Annotated in this window: 16 protein-coding genes and 1 tRNA gene; 10 read left to right on the top strand and 7 right to left on the bottom strand. The window is 56.3% G+C overall.

All coding sequences use genetic code 11. The features are described from left to right. The first annotated feature begins 62 nt into the window (after positions 1-62). Positions 63-881: a cytochrome C assembly family protein gene (locus NOR51B_RS09620; protein ID WP_009019835.1), complete on the top strand. Its 819-nt coding sequence runs from the start codon at positions 63-65 to the stop codon at positions 879-881. Between the two features lie 76 nt (positions 882-957). Continuing rightward, entirely contained in the window at positions 958-2,247 is a 1,290-nt protein-coding gene (locus tag NOR51B_RS09615; RefSeq protein WP_009021363.1) for an HlyC/CorC family transporter, read from the top strand. On the opposite strand, the gene NOR51B_RS09610 is transcribed toward NOR51B_RS09615, so the two are convergent. The 5 genes from NOR51B_RS09610 to NOR51B_RS09590 form a co-directional block, all read right to left on the bottom strand. Beyond that, the gene (locus NOR51B_RS09610; RefSeq protein ID WP_040481993.1) at positions 2,234-2,422 is read right to left on the bottom strand and encodes a DUF1289 domain-containing protein; all 189 of its coding nucleotides are present in this window, start codon (positions 2,420-2,422) and stop codon (positions 2,234-2,236) included. The two genes, NOR51B_RS09615 and NOR51B_RS09610, sit on opposite strands and share 14 nt — an antisense overlap. Further along, positions 2,415-2,942 (bottom strand): gamma carbonic anhydrase family protein, encoded by a 528-nt coding sequence (locus tag NOR51B_RS09605; RefSeq protein WP_009020718.1) that lies wholly within the window; start codon positions 2,940-2,942, stop codon positions 2,415-2,417. The genes NOR51B_RS09610 and NOR51B_RS09605 overlap by 8 nt, the downstream gene beginning before the upstream one ends. Before the next feature lie 23 nt (positions 2,943-2,965). Further along, on the bottom strand, positions 2,966-4,072 hold the full coding sequence (tgt, locus tag NOR51B_RS09600; protein ID WP_040481992.1) for a tRNA guanosine(34) transglycosylase Tgt: 1,107 nt from the start codon (positions 4,070-4,072) through the stop codon (positions 2,966-2,968). After that, the gene (gene queA, locus NOR51B_RS09595) at positions 4,062-5,138 is read right to left on the bottom strand and encodes a tRNA preQ1(34) S-adenosylmethionine ribosyltransferase-isomerase QueA (RefSeq protein WP_009020253.1); all 1,077 of its coding nucleotides are present in this window, start codon (positions 5,136-5,138) and stop codon (positions 4,062-4,064) included. The genes tgt and queA overlap by 11 nt, the downstream gene beginning before the upstream one ends. 80 nt (positions 5,139-5,218) lie before the next feature. Then, positions 5,219-5,470, bottom strand: a complete 252-nt coding sequence (locus NOR51B_RS09590; RefSeq protein ID WP_009021492.1) for a hypothetical protein — start codon at positions 5,468-5,470, stop codon at positions 5,219-5,221. 151 nt (positions 5,471-5,621) lie between these two features. On the opposite strand from NOR51B_RS09590, the gene NOR51B_RS09585 reads away from it, so the two are divergent. The 3 genes from NOR51B_RS09585 to NOR51B_RS15005 all read left to right on the top strand — a co-directional run bounded on the left by NOR51B_RS09585 (position 5,622) and on the right by NOR51B_RS15005 (position 9,934). Then, positions 5,622-5,708: transfer RNA gene (locus tag NOR51B_RS09585), tRNA-Leu, on the top strand. A 344-nt stretch (positions 5,709-6,052) separates the two neighbouring features. Further along, entirely contained in the window at positions 6,053-7,591 is a 1,539-nt protein-coding gene (locus NOR51B_RS09580; RefSeq protein ID WP_009019216.1) for an FMN-binding glutamate synthase family protein, read from the top strand. Between the two features lie 48 nt (positions 7,592-7,639). After that, positions 7,640-9,934 (top strand): EAL domain-containing protein, encoded by a 2,295-nt coding sequence (locus tag NOR51B_RS15005; protein WP_009021250.1) that lies wholly within the window; start codon positions 7,640-7,642, stop codon positions 9,932-9,934. A gap of 11 nt (positions 9,935-9,945) precedes the next feature. Here NOR51B_RS15005 and NOR51B_RS09570 read toward each other — a convergent pair whose 3' ends face one another. Continuing rightward, a complete protein-coding gene (locus NOR51B_RS09570) occupies positions 9,946-10,230 on the bottom strand; it encodes a DUF3144 domain-containing protein (protein WP_009020475.1) in 285 nt (94 codons plus the stop codon). Positions 10,231-10,344: 114 nt separating this feature from the next. Here NOR51B_RS09570 and NOR51B_RS09565 point away from each other — a divergent pair, with 114 nt between their 5' ends. After that, on the top strand, positions 10,345-11,265 hold the full coding sequence (locus NOR51B_RS09565; protein ID WP_009021054.1) for a surface lipoprotein assembly modifier: 921 nt from the start codon (positions 10,345-10,347) through the stop codon (positions 11,263-11,265). Positions 11,266-11,270: 5 nt separating this feature from the next. Here NOR51B_RS09565 and NOR51B_RS09560 read toward each other — a convergent pair whose 3' ends face one another. After that, entirely contained in the window at positions 11,271-13,163 is a 1,893-nt protein-coding gene (locus NOR51B_RS09560) for a S8 family serine peptidase (RefSeq protein ID WP_009019398.1), read from the bottom strand. 122 nt (positions 13,164-13,285) lie between these two features. Between NOR51B_RS09560 and NOR51B_RS09555 the strand changes: the two genes are divergently transcribed. The 4 genes from NOR51B_RS09555 to NOR51B_RS09540 all read left to right on the top strand — a co-directional run bounded on the left by NOR51B_RS09555 (position 13,286) and on the right by NOR51B_RS09540 (position 15,780). After that, positions 13,286-13,786 (top strand): RNA polymerase sigma factor, encoded by a 501-nt coding sequence (locus NOR51B_RS09555; protein WP_009021144.1) that lies wholly within the window; start codon positions 13,286-13,288, stop codon positions 13,784-13,786. An 83-nt stretch (positions 13,787-13,869) separates the two neighbouring features. Continuing rightward, positions 13,870-14,640 (top strand): hypothetical protein, encoded by a 771-nt coding sequence (locus tag NOR51B_RS09550; protein WP_009020172.1) that lies wholly within the window; start codon positions 13,870-13,872, stop codon positions 14,638-14,640. Positions 14,641-14,953: 313 nt separating this feature from the next. Further along, positions 14,954-15,373 (top strand): YeeE/YedE family protein, encoded by a 420-nt coding sequence (locus tag NOR51B_RS09545; protein WP_040481991.1) that lies wholly within the window; start codon positions 14,954-14,956, stop codon positions 15,371-15,373. Next, positions 15,370-15,780: a DUF6691 family protein gene (locus tag NOR51B_RS09540; protein ID WP_009019982.1), complete on the top strand. Its 411-nt coding sequence runs from the start codon at positions 15,370-15,372 to the stop codon at positions 15,778-15,780. Before NOR51B_RS09545 ends, NOR51B_RS09540 begins: the two co-directional genes overlap by 4 nt. Positions 15,781-15,790 lie beyond the last annotated feature (10 nt).

The following is a 15,790-nucleotide window of genomic DNA, read 5'->3' as shown; positions in this document are numbered from 1 at the left end:
GTGGTCGTGAGCGCGTAGTATACGATGCTCAGACTTTTGACCCAATGACCGGATACCGCTAAGTGAACGACGCCAACAGCCTGCTGATTTCGGCCCTAGCCATTCTGGCGGCGGTGCTTTACCTCGCCGCCGGCGCTCGACAATTGCTGCAAGTGGAGCGCGCCTCGGACAAACCCAACCAGGGCGTCGTGGTGCTCGGACTTTTGGCACTCACAATACACCTGGGTGTAGAGATAATCGCAGGCCAGGCGGGAACCGTCACCTTTGGGTTTTATCAGGTCGCGTCATTGGCCTTCGTCACGATGTCATTGGTCAATCTGATCATATTGCTGTTCCGGCCACTACACATGCTGGTCATTGTCATCTTCCCATTTTCTGCGTTGGCCGTCATGGTGAGCACGTTTTCTCCGGCCAGTGGGACACCTCTCGCCGGACTCAGCCACGGCGTTTTGATACATGTATCGCTATCGTTGATTGCCTACGCCGTGATCTCACTGGCCACCGTCCAGGCGGTAATCGTCAGGGTCCAGTCCAATCGATTGCGTCAGCATCGAACAAAAGACCTAATTCGAATTCTGCCACCGCTCCAGCGAATGGAGTCGATGCTCTACGAACTGATTACCCTGGGCTTTATTCTGCTGACACTCGCCATTGCGTCGGGGGCGTTTTTCGTCGATGACCTGCTCGGGCAAAAGCTGGTCCACAAAACGGTACTCACCACCATCGGTTGGCTGATTCTTCTGGTGACTGTCGCCGTGCACGTGCGCCAGGGCTGGCGGATCAATACCGCGATAAACCTGGTGCTGCTGGCGTTTGGCCTACTGGCGCTGGGATTTTTTGGCTCGAAGCTGGTTTCCGAGCTACTTCTGGGCGCCGCCTGACAGAACATATCGACTTGTATCCACGGGCGTTTTTCTCCACCATCGGTGGATCCTCCAAAGCAGGCTATAGCCACTCTTGAACGACACCCCCATCGGACTTCTGTTCGCCGCGCTCGCGGTCCTGATTCTAATGTCGGGCTTCTTCTCCAGCTCGGAAACCAGCATGATGGCCTTGAATCGCTATCGGCTGAAGCATTTGCGTGGTCAGGGACACCGTGGTGCACGTCGCGCCAGCAAGTTGCTTGATCGACCGGACCGACTGATCGGGCTGATCCTCATCGGAAACAATCTTGTCAATATCATGGCGTCCGCCATCGCAACCGTTATCGCCATACGCCTATATGGCGACGCCGGGATTGCCATTGCGACCGTCTTGCTCACGATCGTCATATTGATCTTTGCTGAAATTACGCCCAAGACCATCGCAGCGCTTCACCCTGAGCGCGTCGCCTTCCCCTTCAGTTTGGTACTGCTTCCACTGCTGCAACTATTCCTTCCCCTCGTCGCTGCAATCAATAGCATCACCAATGGAATTCTTCGGTTAATGGGCTTCAAGCCCGACGCAACCGACAGCGAGGCGCTGTCACAAGAGGAACTGCGCACGATTGTGACCGAATCTGGATCAATGATACCGAGGCGTCACCAACGCATGCTCGTCAATATTCTCGACCTTGAGGAGGTAACGGTCGACGATATTATGGTGCCGCGCAATGAAGTCTTTGGCATCGACCTCAATGATGACGATGCCACCATCCTCGATCAACTGCAGCACAGCACCCATACCCTGGTCCCGGTCTGGAATGAAGACATTAATGACATCAAGGGCGTGCTACACCTGCGCAAGCTCAGCCGGGTCCTCGACGGCGACGGGCTGAATCGCGACGCGCTAATGGTGGAAATTCAGGCCCCTTATTTCATTCCGGAAAACACTCCACTGCACACGCAATTGCTCCAGTTTCAACAGAAGAAGCTGCGCCTGGGAATCGTGGTTGACGAGTATGGTGACGTCATGGGACTGGCCACCCTGGAAGATATTCTCGAAGAAATCGTGGGCGAGTTCACCTCCAACCTGATCGAAGAGCAGGAGGAGGTCATCGCCCTCAAGGGCGGCGGCACGGTGTGCACCGGGACTATCAGTATCCGCGAACTGAATCGACAACAGGAGTGGGACCTACCGACGGATGGACCCAAAACCCTGAGCGGACTGGCGCTTGAAGCCCTCGAAACATTTCCCTGTGGCCCGGTGGCGGTACAAATACCCGGTTATGTCATCGAGGTAGTGGCCATCGATGGCAACCTGATTTCAAGGCTGCGCATCACCCCCAATGACGAGGATATCCGCTCAGTGCGGCCTACAGCAGCTTGATAGGATTGGCGAGGTCACGCCGCTCGGCGCAGGCTTTTATTATTTCATGCTTCCGGGTGTCGTCCGCCATGAACCAGTCCACGATTTCATCACTGGTTCGATAACAACCGGTGCACACATCGTCTTCGTTGAGCAGACATACCGAGATACACGGCGATTGTACTGACTCAGTCATCCATCTCCTCCAGCGTTTCAGAGAATGCAGCCGCATTAATCACGTAGTGCTTTGCGCCTTCAAGCAGCATGGCCTGCTGCTTTTCGCTGAGCGACCGGGTGACCTTCGCGGGGGAACCCATCACCATCGATCCATCCGGAATTTCGGTACCCGAGGTGACCAGCGCATTGGCGGCGATGAGACAACCCCTGCCGAGCCTGGCGCCATCGAGCACAACGGCATTGATACCGATCAGGCTACCGGCGCCGATATCACAACCGTGTAGCATGGCGTTGTGGCCGACCACGACATTGTCACCGACGATACAGGGCTGGCCGGCATCAGCATGAACCACGGCACCGTCCTGAATATTGGAGCCCTCGCCAATTTCGATGTATTCATCGTCGCCCCGTATCACAGCAGAAAACCAAACACTCGACTGTGGCTTCAGGCACACATCCCCAATGACTGCGGCATTCGGGGCAATGAAATGACCACTGCCCTCACACACCACCCGCTTGTTACCCAATGCATATTTCACTTGCTGGCCTCCCCTGGGTCGCCCTAAGGCAACTCGTTGTCCTGGCTTTTATAGAAGTTATCGGCGAATGCATCGAACTGCCCGGCATCAATCGCTGCTCGAATTGCCGCCATGTGATTCTGATAAAACCGCAAATTATGGAGGGTGCACAACTGCGAACCCAGAATTTCATTGCAGCGGTCCAGATGATGCAAATAGGCGCGGCTGAAGTTGTTGCAGGTATAGCAATCACAGGCGGGATCAAGCGGTTCCGGATCCGTTTTGTGACGCGCATTGCGCAACTTTATCACTCCCCGGCTGGTGAACAGGTGTCCGTTACGCGCGTTTCGCGTCGGCATCACGCAGTCGAACATATCAATACCGCGCCGCACACTTTCCAGCAGGTCCGCCGGCGTCCCGACGCCCATCAGGTATCTGGGCTTGTCGACAGGTAAATCGTCTGCGATCCCGTCGAGCACGCCCATCATGGCCTCCTTCGGCTCACCCACCGAAAGACCGCCGATGGCATAACCGTCAAATCCAATATCGACCAAGCCCGCCAGCGACTCTCGGCGCAAGTCGTCGTACATACCACCCTGGACAATACCGAAGAGCGCCGCCGGGTTATCGCCGTGCCCGATTCGGCTGCGCTCCGCCCATCGCAGGGACAGGGCCATTGACTCGCGGGCTTGCTCAAAGGTGGCGGGATACGGCGTGCACTCGTCGAAAATCATGACGATGTCACTGCCCAGCTTCGCCTGGATCTGCATGGATGTCTCGGGGTCGAGAAAGACCGTATCGCCATTCACCGGCGATTTGAAAGTAACTCCCGCCTCTGCGACCTTGCGCATAGCGCCCAGGCTGAACACCTGGAAGCCGCCGGAATCGGTGAGAATCGGCCCCTGCCAGGCCATAAAGTCATGTAGGTCCCCGTGCTGAGCAATGATATCGGTACCCGGGCGCAGCCAGAGATGAAACGTGTTCCCCAGAATAATCTGGGCACCAATCGCGGTAATATCCCGCGGTAGCATACCTTTGACCGTACCGTAGGTGCCCACCGGCATAAATGCCGGGGTGTCGACAACGCCCCTGTCAAAAAGGAGTCTACCCCGGCGCGCCAGGCCGTCCCGGGATGTGGTCTCAAATTTCAAGCAAACCCTCCCGGCGCGCCTCAGGGTGGGCGGTGATAAACATGGCATCGCCGTAACTGAAAAATCGGTAACGCTGGCTAACCGCGGCGCGATACGCCGCCAACACATGCTCCCGCCCGGCAAAAGCGCTGACCAGCATAATCAGGGTCGACTCCGGCAAATGGAAATTGGTTATCATGGCGTCGACCACTCGAAAGGGCCTGCCAGGATAAAGAAAGATGTCCGTGTCGCCATGAAAGGGCACCAGAGAACCAGCCGCAGCGGCGGCTTCAAGCGAGCGCACGGCCGTAGTACCCACCGCGACGACGCGGCCGCCTCCGTCGCGACAGGCATCGACGGCCTCGCAGACTGTAAGGCCCACGTCGATGGTTTCCGCATGCATGTGATGGTCTTCTATACGTTCGGCGCGAACCGGCTGAAACGTGCCTGCACCCACGTGGAGCGTAACCTCGACAGAAGCAACACCTTTGGCTGACAAGTCTCGCAGCAGATTGCGATCGAAGTGCAGACCCGCGGTGGGCGCAGCAACAGCCCCCTCCTTGCTGGCATAGACCGTCTGATAGCGATCCTGGTCCGATTCATTATCGGGCCGATCGATATACGGCGGCAACGGCATGTGGCCGAATCGACGCATAATCTCGCGCCAGTCTCCGACTTCGGGCTCGAGCAGATACATCGACCCTTCTCGACCAACGACCCGCACGTAGAATTCCGATTTATCGGACTCCTCATCGGAAGTAATGTAGATAGCGGCGCCGTCGCGGGGTGTCTTACTCGCTCTCACCTGGGCCACGGCTGAGCCATCTGCGCGCAAGCGCTCGATTAGAATCTCAACTCTGCCGCCCGTCTGCTTCACCCCAAACAGCCGCGCAGGAAGCACCTTGGTATTGTTGAATACCAACAAGTCCTCGGGGTTGATCAGATCAACGATATCGGTGAACTGCTTATGAAAGAGGTCACCGCTGGCACCCTCCAACACCAACAACCGAGAGCTACTGCGCTCGGCGAGTGGTTCTTGCGCTATCAGCTCACCGGGCAGATCGAACTGAAAGTCCTGTCGTAACATCGGCGGACGGCCTCAGCCTGAATGGAAGCTAAAAAAAAGCCGGCACAATCGCCGGCTTCACGATGCTGCTCAAGGGCGCATCAGGCCTGGGCAGCTTCCTCGGGCGCCGCTTCTTCCTCGGGCGCCACTTCTTCCGCGGGCTCCTCGGCTTCAGCCTCTTCAGCCACGGACTCGCCCGGCAGAGAGACCTTGATCAGCTCCTCCGAGAGCAGAATTTTGACCTTCTCCTCGCCGTTAACGGGCTTTCCGGCCGCGTCCTGAACCGCGTATCGCTCATCGCCGCGCTTGAAAACCTTGTAATCGGCCGTCTTCTTGATCAGCTTCATCGCCATGTCTTTTCTCCCTTGAGATACTCAGAGCGTCGCGTCGGGCCAATCCCGGCGCGTGTGAGTCGCGACGTAGTATACCCACAACCTTTTTTCAGTGCACTAACAATTGCCGGCGCGCTCAATATTGGTATACTCCCGCCCGCTGCAGATTTGTGCCGGAGTGGTGGAATTGGTAGACACAGGGGATTCAAAATCCCCCGGCAGCAATGCCTTGCCGGTTCAAGTCCGGCCTTCGGTACCACAACGTTTTAGCCAGCAATCAACTCATTGCCCGACCTCAAGCCACCGGTCGTAACGCTATAGAGCGGTCTTACCAACCAGGGCCGACTAACGCTTCAGGCGCGCCCGGACTCTACACCAATTGGTGAATGACTAATGAGCATGCACTGGCCAACGCCCCATATTGGATAAAACGCGCTGGTATGCATTGAGGGGCTGGTCCTTCTGGTGTCGTTAAACTAAGTAGCCCGAGGTGTTAAAACTGCCCGAATTCGTCGCCTGCCACAGCACTCTTCCACCGCTCTATGGTGTATTGTATTTAGGGAAAGCAGGCAAACGAGCCGGGCGTCAGAGGACGAAGGGTCTATGGGGACGGTGCACGATTTTCTGATCTGGGTGAGCGATATCGCACTGGTGTTTCTCGCCCTGTTGCTCGTTGGTGGCGGCGTCGTGCTCGCCGTTATTTACGTGGTTGATGTCACCCAGACCGAGCAGGCGATTCGCAGAAATTACCCCGTTATTGGCCGTCTGCGTTATTTCTTCGAGCATATCGGCGTTTTCTTCCGCCAGTACTTTTTTGCGATGGATCGCGAGGAGTTGCCTTTTAATCGGGCGCAGCGATCCTGGGTCGCCCGCTCCGCCAAAAATATTGATTCGACGCTGGCATTTGGCTCGACCATGCCCATAAACCGTCCCGGTGATTTTCTTTTTTTAAACGGTGCCTTCCCCCTACTGGAAAGTGAAGCCCTTGAGCAGGAACGAACACCCATCGTTTTTGGTGGCCAATACGTGGGGCAGCCCTACCAGACTTACTCGTTTTTCAATATATCAGCGATGAGCTTTGGTGCCCTTTCTGCGCCTGCTATCACGGCCCTGTCCCATGGCGCCAAGAAGGCCGGTATCTATCTGAACACCGGCGAGGGGGCAATTTCCCCCTATCACCTGAAAGGTGGCTGTGACATTGTCTTTCAAATTGGCACAGCCAAGTATGGCGTCCGGGATGAGAACGGCGCCTTATCCGATGAAAAGCTGAAAGAAATCGCCGCGATCGAACAGGTGCGCATGTTCGAGATCAAGCTTTCCCAGGGGGCAAAACCTGGCAAGGGCGGTATTTTGCCCGGCAATAAGGTTACCGATGTCATTGCCAGTACCCGGGGCATTCCTGTTGGGCACGATTCGATCAGCCCAAACCGCCACGAAGATGTCGGCAACGTCAGTGACTTACTGGATATGATTGAGCGGGTGCGAAAACTTACCGGCAAACCGACCGGCATCAAGTTCGTGCTCGGGCAGCCAGCCTGGTTGGACGAACTATTCTCCATGATCCACCAACGCGGTGTCGCTTCGGCGCCAGACTTTATTACTCTCGACAGCGCCGACGGAGGTACCGGTGCTGCACCCCAGAGCCTGATGGACACAATGGGGCAGCCGATATGGTCGAGCCTGCCGGTCCTGGTGGATAAGCGCAACGAGTACGGACTGCGCAAACGGATTCGGATTATCGCGTCCGGGAAACTCGTAACGCCCTCAAACGTCGCCGCAGCGCTCTGCCTTGGGGCCGATGCCGTCAATTCGGCACGAGGTTTCATGTTTGCACTGGGCTGCATTCAAGCCATGCAATGTAACCAGAATACCTGTCCCACCGGCATTACCACTCATGATAAAAAGCTGCAAAAGGGGCTGAACCCGCAACTGAAATCAGAACGGGTGGCCAACTATGCGAAAAACATGCTTCACGAGGTGGGGGTGATGGCGCATAGTTGCGGTGTACTGGATCCGCATCGTCTGGAGCGCCAGCATGCGGCTATTGTCTCTGACGCTGGGGTACCCGAGCCCCTGAACCATCGGTATCCCGATATCATGACATTACCTCAGTTCCGCGGTGACACTGATACTGCCGCCTAAAACTCACCGATAAAAGAGCCACTCGACGATGATGTTACTGCCAGTACAATGAAGGTCAGCGATAGGTTTACCGTTTTTTCACTGCTCGTCGCCCTACTTGCGGGTGCGGTCGTGCTTGCGACACTCTTGCAATGGGAATTTTCGGCGCGAAAAAAACTACTTCTGGCCCAGGTCGAGATCAACATTGCCAGCACCAGCTATTGGCCGGACATTGTTCACTTTCGCAAACAATCTGCGGCAGCTAAGGAGTTAAAGTGGCTACTCCACTATATCGAAGAAACCACCTCTGCCGCGGTATTTCATGTCGATGGCGGTCTCATTGCCAAGACATCTCGCAATCTGTTGGCGCCCTTTGATAACGCAACCCTGTCACGACCGGAGCAGAACGACCCCACTGACACCCTAGTGCTATCCATCGAGGGGACCCAAAATAGTAATGAACTCTCAACCTGGATCTCTCTACTACCCGGTGCAAAGCAGATACTCGCCATCAGTGTTCCGATCAGCACCACCATCAACCCACTCGATGAGCGCATCACCGAAAAAGACTACCGCGAGCAGTTGGCCGTTGACGGCGGAGATGGTGCACGCTTCGTTGCCGGGTATGTTGAAGCTGCCATTCCGGTTTCAGCCATTTATGCGGGTATGCAGCAGACGGCCTCGCTGCTGACTGGTGGCGTCGCTGTATCGATTCTGATTCTTTTTCTGCTGGTCAAGATTTTGTCTCGATCGATCAGCAAACCCCTTGAACTACTCGCCGAGACCGCCGATCGAATATCAACCGGGCAGCTGCCGGAGCAAATCAAGATCCGCAGGGGAAGGCACGATGAAATCGCCCATATCGCAACGGTACTCAACGGCGTTATCGATGGCGTGCATAAGTTTAAAACTCAACTCAACGCCGACAAAAATCTACTTACCTTGAGAATGGATTCGCAAAGTAAACAGCTCGACCAGGCGCAGGAAGAGGTCAACGAAACACAACAGAAGCTCCAGCGAGCGGCCAATTACGATGCACTAACCGACCTTCCCAATCGCCAACTGATGACCGAACAGCTCAACACCCTGATGCGTATCGCTGAGCGGGAAAGAAAGCATGTGGGCCTGGTGTTTGTCGATCTTGATAATCTCAGGCGGATCAACGAAACCCTGGGCAGGGAGATAGGCGATCAAGTGCTTCGACAATTCTCGAAGCGTTTGGTTACCGCGACGCGCAACAGTGATGTTGTCGGTAGAAACGGTGATAACCGCGATGTGTCCCGCGTCGGGACCGATGAATTCTCAATCGTACTGCACGGGATCGAAAATTCAGAGGATGTGCACACAACCGCACGGCGCATTCTCGATGAACTCAACCACCCCCTGGATGTCGATGGACAAATCCTGCCCATGCAGTGCGTGATGGGGTTTGCGGTCGCTCCGCAGCATGGTAGGAAGCCTCAAGACCTGATGCGTGCCGCCGATATTGCGTTAACCCATGCCAAAAACGAGCGGAGCCGGACCCCGGAAATCTATAACCTGAAAATTGACCAGGCGGGCAGCATTCGCTTTCAGCTTGAAGGCGAACTTAGAGCGGCTGATTTTGACGCTGAACTGCAGCTCCACTACCAACCGCAAATTGATACTGAAAAAGGCACAGTCGTGGGTGCCGAAGCGTTACTGCGTTGGGACAACCCAAATCGGGGGATGGTCCCACCTTTCCAGTTCATCCCTATTGCCGAAGATTCGGGAATCATTATAGAAATCGGCGATTGGATAATCCGTAAGGCCTGCGAGGACTTTCAGACGTTTGAACGCGCAGGCGTTGCCCCGCCCAAAATCTCCGTCAACGTTTCTGCGCTGCAGCTGAGCGACCGGTTCATCGACCTGGTAGCTGAGACGCTGCGGCAAACCGCGATGGATCCTGCCCGCTTCGAGCTGGAACTCACGGAGAGCTCACTGGTCGCAGATGTTGACGGTACACTCGCCAAGCTGCAGCGACTGCATAGTGAAGTTGGCGTCAGACTATCCGTAGATGATTTTGGGACCGGCTACAGCTCACTGGCTTACCTGGCCAAATTCCCACTCAACGAACTCAAGGTCGATCGCAGTTTCGTCGTCGCTATGGAGAACGATGCCAACTCAGCAAAGGTAACCGGGGCAATTATCGCCATGGCCAGAGAACTGGAATTGGAGATCGTCGCCGAGGGCGTGGACAATCCAAACCAGTTCAAGATGCTGCAGGACTTCGGAGCGCACGTCATACAGGGCTTTATATTCAGTAAGCCTCTCGACCCGGAGTATTTTCAGGAATTTAGTCGGGAGCGACCTTTTCTAGCCCTATTGCAGGACCTCACCAAATAACGGCGGCAACTTCAGTTCTCGTTTCGTATCTCAGCGCCCTGGTTTTCCAGCTCCTTTTTTCGAGCCTCCTGAACCTGATCAAGGCACTGGCGATAGGTCTCAACGACCTTGTCGACTCCGGAGGCATTGAGACCCCCGGTATTACCCGCCACTGAGAAGGTCGCGTAAACCGCAGACGCCGTCATCATTCCCCAGGATACGATATGGGTCGGTGTACCATTATTCTTAAGCTCGTTGGCCAGATTGATAAATTGGTTCATTGCATCCAGGTGCTGATCGGGTTCTTCTGTCATCATCTAAGCTCCATAAATAAAAAGCAGGATAACAGAGGCCGAGCTTTGGCTCACGCGTATTGAGCTCGCCGTGGCAATCCGTTAGCCTCTGCTATCGCTACTCCAACCCACCCCATCATGAATCAGTGCCCCGCCCCTTACTTTCAGCGATTGCTTGGCATCAGCGTCTGCTGCGCGCTTTCTTTTGGTGAGGTGCATGCCGAAACAACGCTGTCCGGCGGCGTTAACGTAGGCCGGGAATACGATAGCAACGTCTCTATAGACGAGGTGGAGGCCTCGAGTGGGCGCAGTGACCATGCGCTGGTTTACGGTGCCGACATCGGTGTCGACCAAACACTGGGGGACAACGCCAAAGCCTCCCTGTCCTACAGCTTTGGCCAGACTGCCTATGACACCTACAGCAGACTCAGCCGACAAACCCATATTTTAGGTGCCAACCTAAGCGCCAATATTGGTGCGATATCAACGGGGCTTAACTACTTTTATATCAACGCCCTACTCGACGGCAATGACTTTCTCACCTACAAGCGCCTCTCCCCCTCGATATCAGGGTTTGCCAGCAAGCGCTGGTTCTTTCGTGGCGCTTACGTGCGCAGCGAAAAATCGATCGAAACGCGATCCGGTCGTGACGCTATCACCGACGGTGCCGAGCTGGATGCCTACTTTTTTTGGAAAGGCTTACGGCGCTACATCAATGCGGGCTACAACTACAAATCGGAGAACAGCCAGGCCGACCGCTTTGATTATCGAAGCCATGGTTTGAAACTCAGGTTCGTGCAGCGATTCACAGCATTTGAGCGTCTTTCAACCGTGGAGCTCTCGGCACGCTTTGAGCAGCGCGATTACAGTGCCGACACGCCCAGCATTGGTGAGGAGAGAGACGATGATCGCCTGCGGCTGAAAGCTGAACTAGAGATCCCCGTTACCTCTTATCTCAATTGGCAGGTCTACGGAGCCTACGGAGACTACAGCTCTAATTTACCCGCTGCAGATTACGACCAAACCGTGGTTGGAACGCGTGTGGAAATCCGCTTCTAAAAGATTCAGGGGCGCAGCAAGCCATAACCGTAAATAGTATCTCGCCCGGGTGGGCCCAGATCGGTTACCGACGCGTAGAGACGGTCGAGCACGTCGGTTTCCGGTTCGCGATGCTTAATAGCCGCCGCTGCGGTTGCGGCGAAGGGGACGGCGAAAGAGGTCCCGGATGACGTCGCATAACCACCACCGGCAAGGGCATGACGAAGATTCACACCAGGTGCAGCCAAATCGAGGTAATCGCCTCGGTTGGCCAATCGAAATACCCGCCCTTCCCGGTCAACGGCCGTCACTGCCACAACGCTATCGTAGGCCGCGGGGTATAGCGGGCGAGACATAGGCCCACCATTACCGGCAGCGGCCAGAACAATGACATCCCGTTCGGCTACCCGCTTCAATGCGACCTCAAGCAAACGGTTGGCGGGCCCGGCCAGGCTCAGATTCACAACGTCTACGCCCGTGGCCAACAACCAATCGATTGCCCTGACAAGGCTCACAGTACTGGCTATTTCCCCGTCGTTCTCGGACGATTCGAATACTGCCGCGGAATACAGTGTTGCTCCCGGGGCGATGCCCTGAAAATCCTCGAAATCTGCCGAGAAAATAGACGCTATGGCGGTGCCGTGAAAAGCGGGCATATCGGTGTCATTACCCACGAAGGCGCGAGCGGTAATAGATGCCTTGGCGAGCGCGGGGTGTGTCATATCAACCGCACTGTCCACCACACCAATACGCAGATTCAGTGATCCAATATCGTCGGGGAAGGTCATCGCATCTCGCGGCAAAACCCCCGATGCGGCGTCGCCGGCATCGGGAACGCCAGCGGTATAAATGTGATTCAGATCCACTTCAGCGCGATCACCGACCACATCAAGAATACCGTCACGAGCAACCGAAATATCGAAACTCGCAGGCGCAGCAACCTCCGCGAGCCGCAGTCCCAGCCCCGGCAGTTCCGTGAAGGTATCAAACAGATAGCCCTCATCGGCCAGTTCATCGAAGACTTCAGGTTCAGCCATCACCAGCCACTGATCGCTGTGGATCCGATGCTTATCGATCCCAATTCCCGTCTCGATATCGTCAATCAATTCCTCGACTTCGGAGGCCAGAAGATCCTCTGTTGAAACCAGGGCAACCCGCTCAGCGGTGTCATAAACGTCGTCGATCACTTCTTCTTCCGCGTCGGCGCTGATGGACTCAGCGACCTGCTCCTCCAGTGACGCCTCCGCCGCATCGCCGGCGGATTCCTCGACAGCCACCTCGGTCGCAGCAGTCACGTCACCGGCTACCGCATCTTCAGCGGCATCGGCGACCTGCTCTTCAATTTGTTGCTCCGCCGACTCGGCGGCCTGCTCCTCGACGGTCGCCACCACTTCCTCTTCGGTGTCCTCCTCAACCGACTGCTCTACCGAAGTCTCCAGCGAGTCTTCCACTTCCTCGGCAATTACCTCCTCGGTGGTGACAACAATCTCCTCCTCGGCGCCCTCGGTAATATCATCCAGCACGGCATCTTCGGCCTGGTCCACCACACCGTCGACGACTTCATCTGAGACCGAATCCTCTACTTGATCCTCGACCTGCTCTTCGACTTGCTCATCGAAGTCGACGTAACCGCCGACGGTGAGCTGGTCTTCGACCCGGTCTTCCACACTATCCACCACCCCATCGCTCACTTCGTCTTCGGTGGCGTCAGCAACCCCTTGCTCGGTCTGCTCTTCGAGCTGATCAGCGACCTGCTCCTCGACCTGTTCGTCTACGTCATCGCCGAAATCAGCATAGCCACCCACGGTGAGCTCCTGCGAATAGCTGGCCTGGCTGAAAAGCCACACCGCGCAGGCGAACAAGGGAATGACTTTCCAACGGGGGGCTGCAGGGGTACTGTTAACGGGTAAAGTCATCATTTGAGCCTTGATCCTTGCAGAGGGTCTCTGCATCTAATGGATAACGTTCAGCAACACATAAAAATTCCAGATCGTGGGAATAATTCGACCACTCCGGACGTTAATAGTTTAACAGGCAGGCAATGGCAGCGCTCGACAAAGCTCAACGTCAACTATTGATGGGCGAATTACCCGGACTCAAACGGTTTTGCCTATCGCTTACCGCTGAGCCAGCGGACGCAGACGACCTGCTGCAGGTGACCGTGGAACGGCTCTTGCAGCGAGGAATGCCCGATGATGCCCACGTGGCCAAATGGGCATACCGGGTGTGCAAGAACCTCTGGATAGATGAGCTCCGGTGGCGCGAGGTAAGACAGCGTCACAGCGCCGCGGAAGAGGACGGCGGCGGCACACCACAGGATGCGGCGACAGGAGAGGGTTCGCTGCAGCTTGATCGGGTAAGCCAGGCAATGGCGGCGTTACCCGAAGACCAGCGGGCGGCACTGGTGCTTGTTGCGGTCGAGGGCTATTCATACGCCGAGGTCGCAGAGATATTGGAGATCCCCATCGGAACAGTGATGAGTAGGATCGCGCGAGGCCGAAAGAGCCTTGCAGAGAAAGTGGAGTGGAGTCCAGGTTCTTAGGGTCTGGGCTGTTTCAGGCGCCTTCAGGGGCGTAACAGGGGTACTTGGGATGTCCCCTTGGTTTGCAGGCAGGAGTAACGGCAATGGCCGATGGTAAAATTCACAACCTCGAAGATGAGGCCTTACGGCGCGAAATCCGTGTTTCCCGTTATATTGACGGCGAAATGCTACGTGATGAGCGTCACGAGTTTGAGCGGGAGATCGCGGCTTCGAGCACGCTGAAGCAAATGATCTTCGAGCGACGCGACAACGACGAAAAGCTACGCGATTTTTACCGAAGCACGGCCTCAGCTGCCGTCCCTGCCGACGTTCAGGAGGCCTTTGGAACGGTGCAATCCGATGATGAGTTGCCGGATGTACCGTCCAATGTCGTGCCTCTATGGCGCCGCGCGACGCAGCCGATGGCGGTAGCCGCGTCAATTCTCGCTGTTATGGTCTTCACTATTGCCGTGCAGGAGGAGAATATCGACAACCCGATGGTGATGGACAGTGCGCTCGCCAATGCGTTGAACAGCAACGCATCACGAGCAGAGGGCTGGGATGCACTCGATGGCGATCGACAGATGCGCGCCGTGCTGACGTTCCCCGCCGCTGATGGCGAGTGGTGTCGTGAATTCATGGTCGCATCGAGCGAGAATCACTGGCGAGGCGTGGCCTGCCGCCACGATGGCAGCTGGGTTACCCAGGTGATGGGCCGAGAGGTCTTTCTCGAGCAATCGACCTACTACCGACCGGCTTCGGGGCAAACCGATGATCAAGTGGCGCGCTTTATCGATGAAACCGCGGCAGGTGTTGCGCTGGGGTGGCAGGAAGAAGAAGCGTTACTGCAGTCAAAATGGGAAGATGCCCCTTAATCAAGCCGCCTGAACCAACGTGCAGCGAAAGCCCCGCACCCAGTGCGGGGCTTTTTTTTGGGTGCCAACATACGGGCCACAGCGGTACGCAAAATGCTAGAATGCGTCGCGGTTGCGATAGTAAGTAGGTGAAATGAGAAGAAGGTAAGGCAGGACCCGCCGCCCCATGTCGACGACGGGCCCTGGTAGCCAGAACGAAGGCGCTAGCGGCTCCGCTCTTGAAGCGTATGTGACGTTGACGGCTGGCAGCCCTGCCCTATTCCCGACTATTTTCTAAACGCGGTTTTTGACGGCGATTGCTGTGGAGTTTCGAATGACAGCCTATATTTTGCCCACCATCGGTGGCTTGTTTATTGGCCTTGCGGCGATGTCGCTCCTGGCATCACTCGGGCGGGTCGCCGGCGTCAGCGGGATCGTCTGGGGCGCAATAACGGGTCCGGATCGTCAGTGGCGGGTTTATTTTGTAGGTGGTCTGATTGTGGGCGCCTGGTTGTTGCACACGCTTTCAGGAATGGCGATACCGGCACCGCCTGAAGCGCCACTGTGGTTGATTGTCGTCGCGGGCCTGTTTGTGGGGATTGGCACACGAATTGGCAGCGGCTGCACCAGCGGCCATGGTGTTTGTGGAATAGGTCGCCGCTCGGCCCGATCGCTCATCGCTACCCTCACGTTCATAAGCGCAGGCATCATCACTGTGTTTATCCTGCGTCACGTGCTGGGGTTGGGCCTGTGAGTAAACTTGCTGCGCTGGTATCCGGGATTCTTTTTGGCATCGGTCTCGCCCTCTCCGGAATGACGAATACGGCAAAAGTACAGGGCTTTCTTGACCTATTCGGCGATTGGCAGCCCGACCTCGCCTTCGTCATGGGCGGTGCCTTGCTGATATCACTGGGGGCCACCCCGTTTATTCTTCAGCGATCCAAGCCCATTTTTGCGGAGGCCTTCTCACTCCCCGCATCGGCCGTCATTGATCGACGACTCATCGGTGGCGGGGTGCTCTTCGGTATCGGGTGGGGACTGGTCGGGTACTGCCCCGGACCTGCGATTGCCGCGCTAGCTTACGGCACCGAATCAACCGTGGTTTTCATCGCCGCGATGCTGGCCGGGATGGGGCTGGCAAAACTACTCAAGCTTGCCTGAGCCCGGTTTC

This window comes from Luminiphilus syltensis NOR5-1B (assembly GCF_000158175.1).
GTDB lineage: Bacteria > Pseudomonadota > Gammaproteobacteria > Pseudomonadales > Halieaceae > Luminiphilus > Luminiphilus syltensis.
The sequence above is the reverse complement of the archived record's forward strand: the minus strand, read 5'-3'. Positions and strand labels throughout refer to the sequence as shown.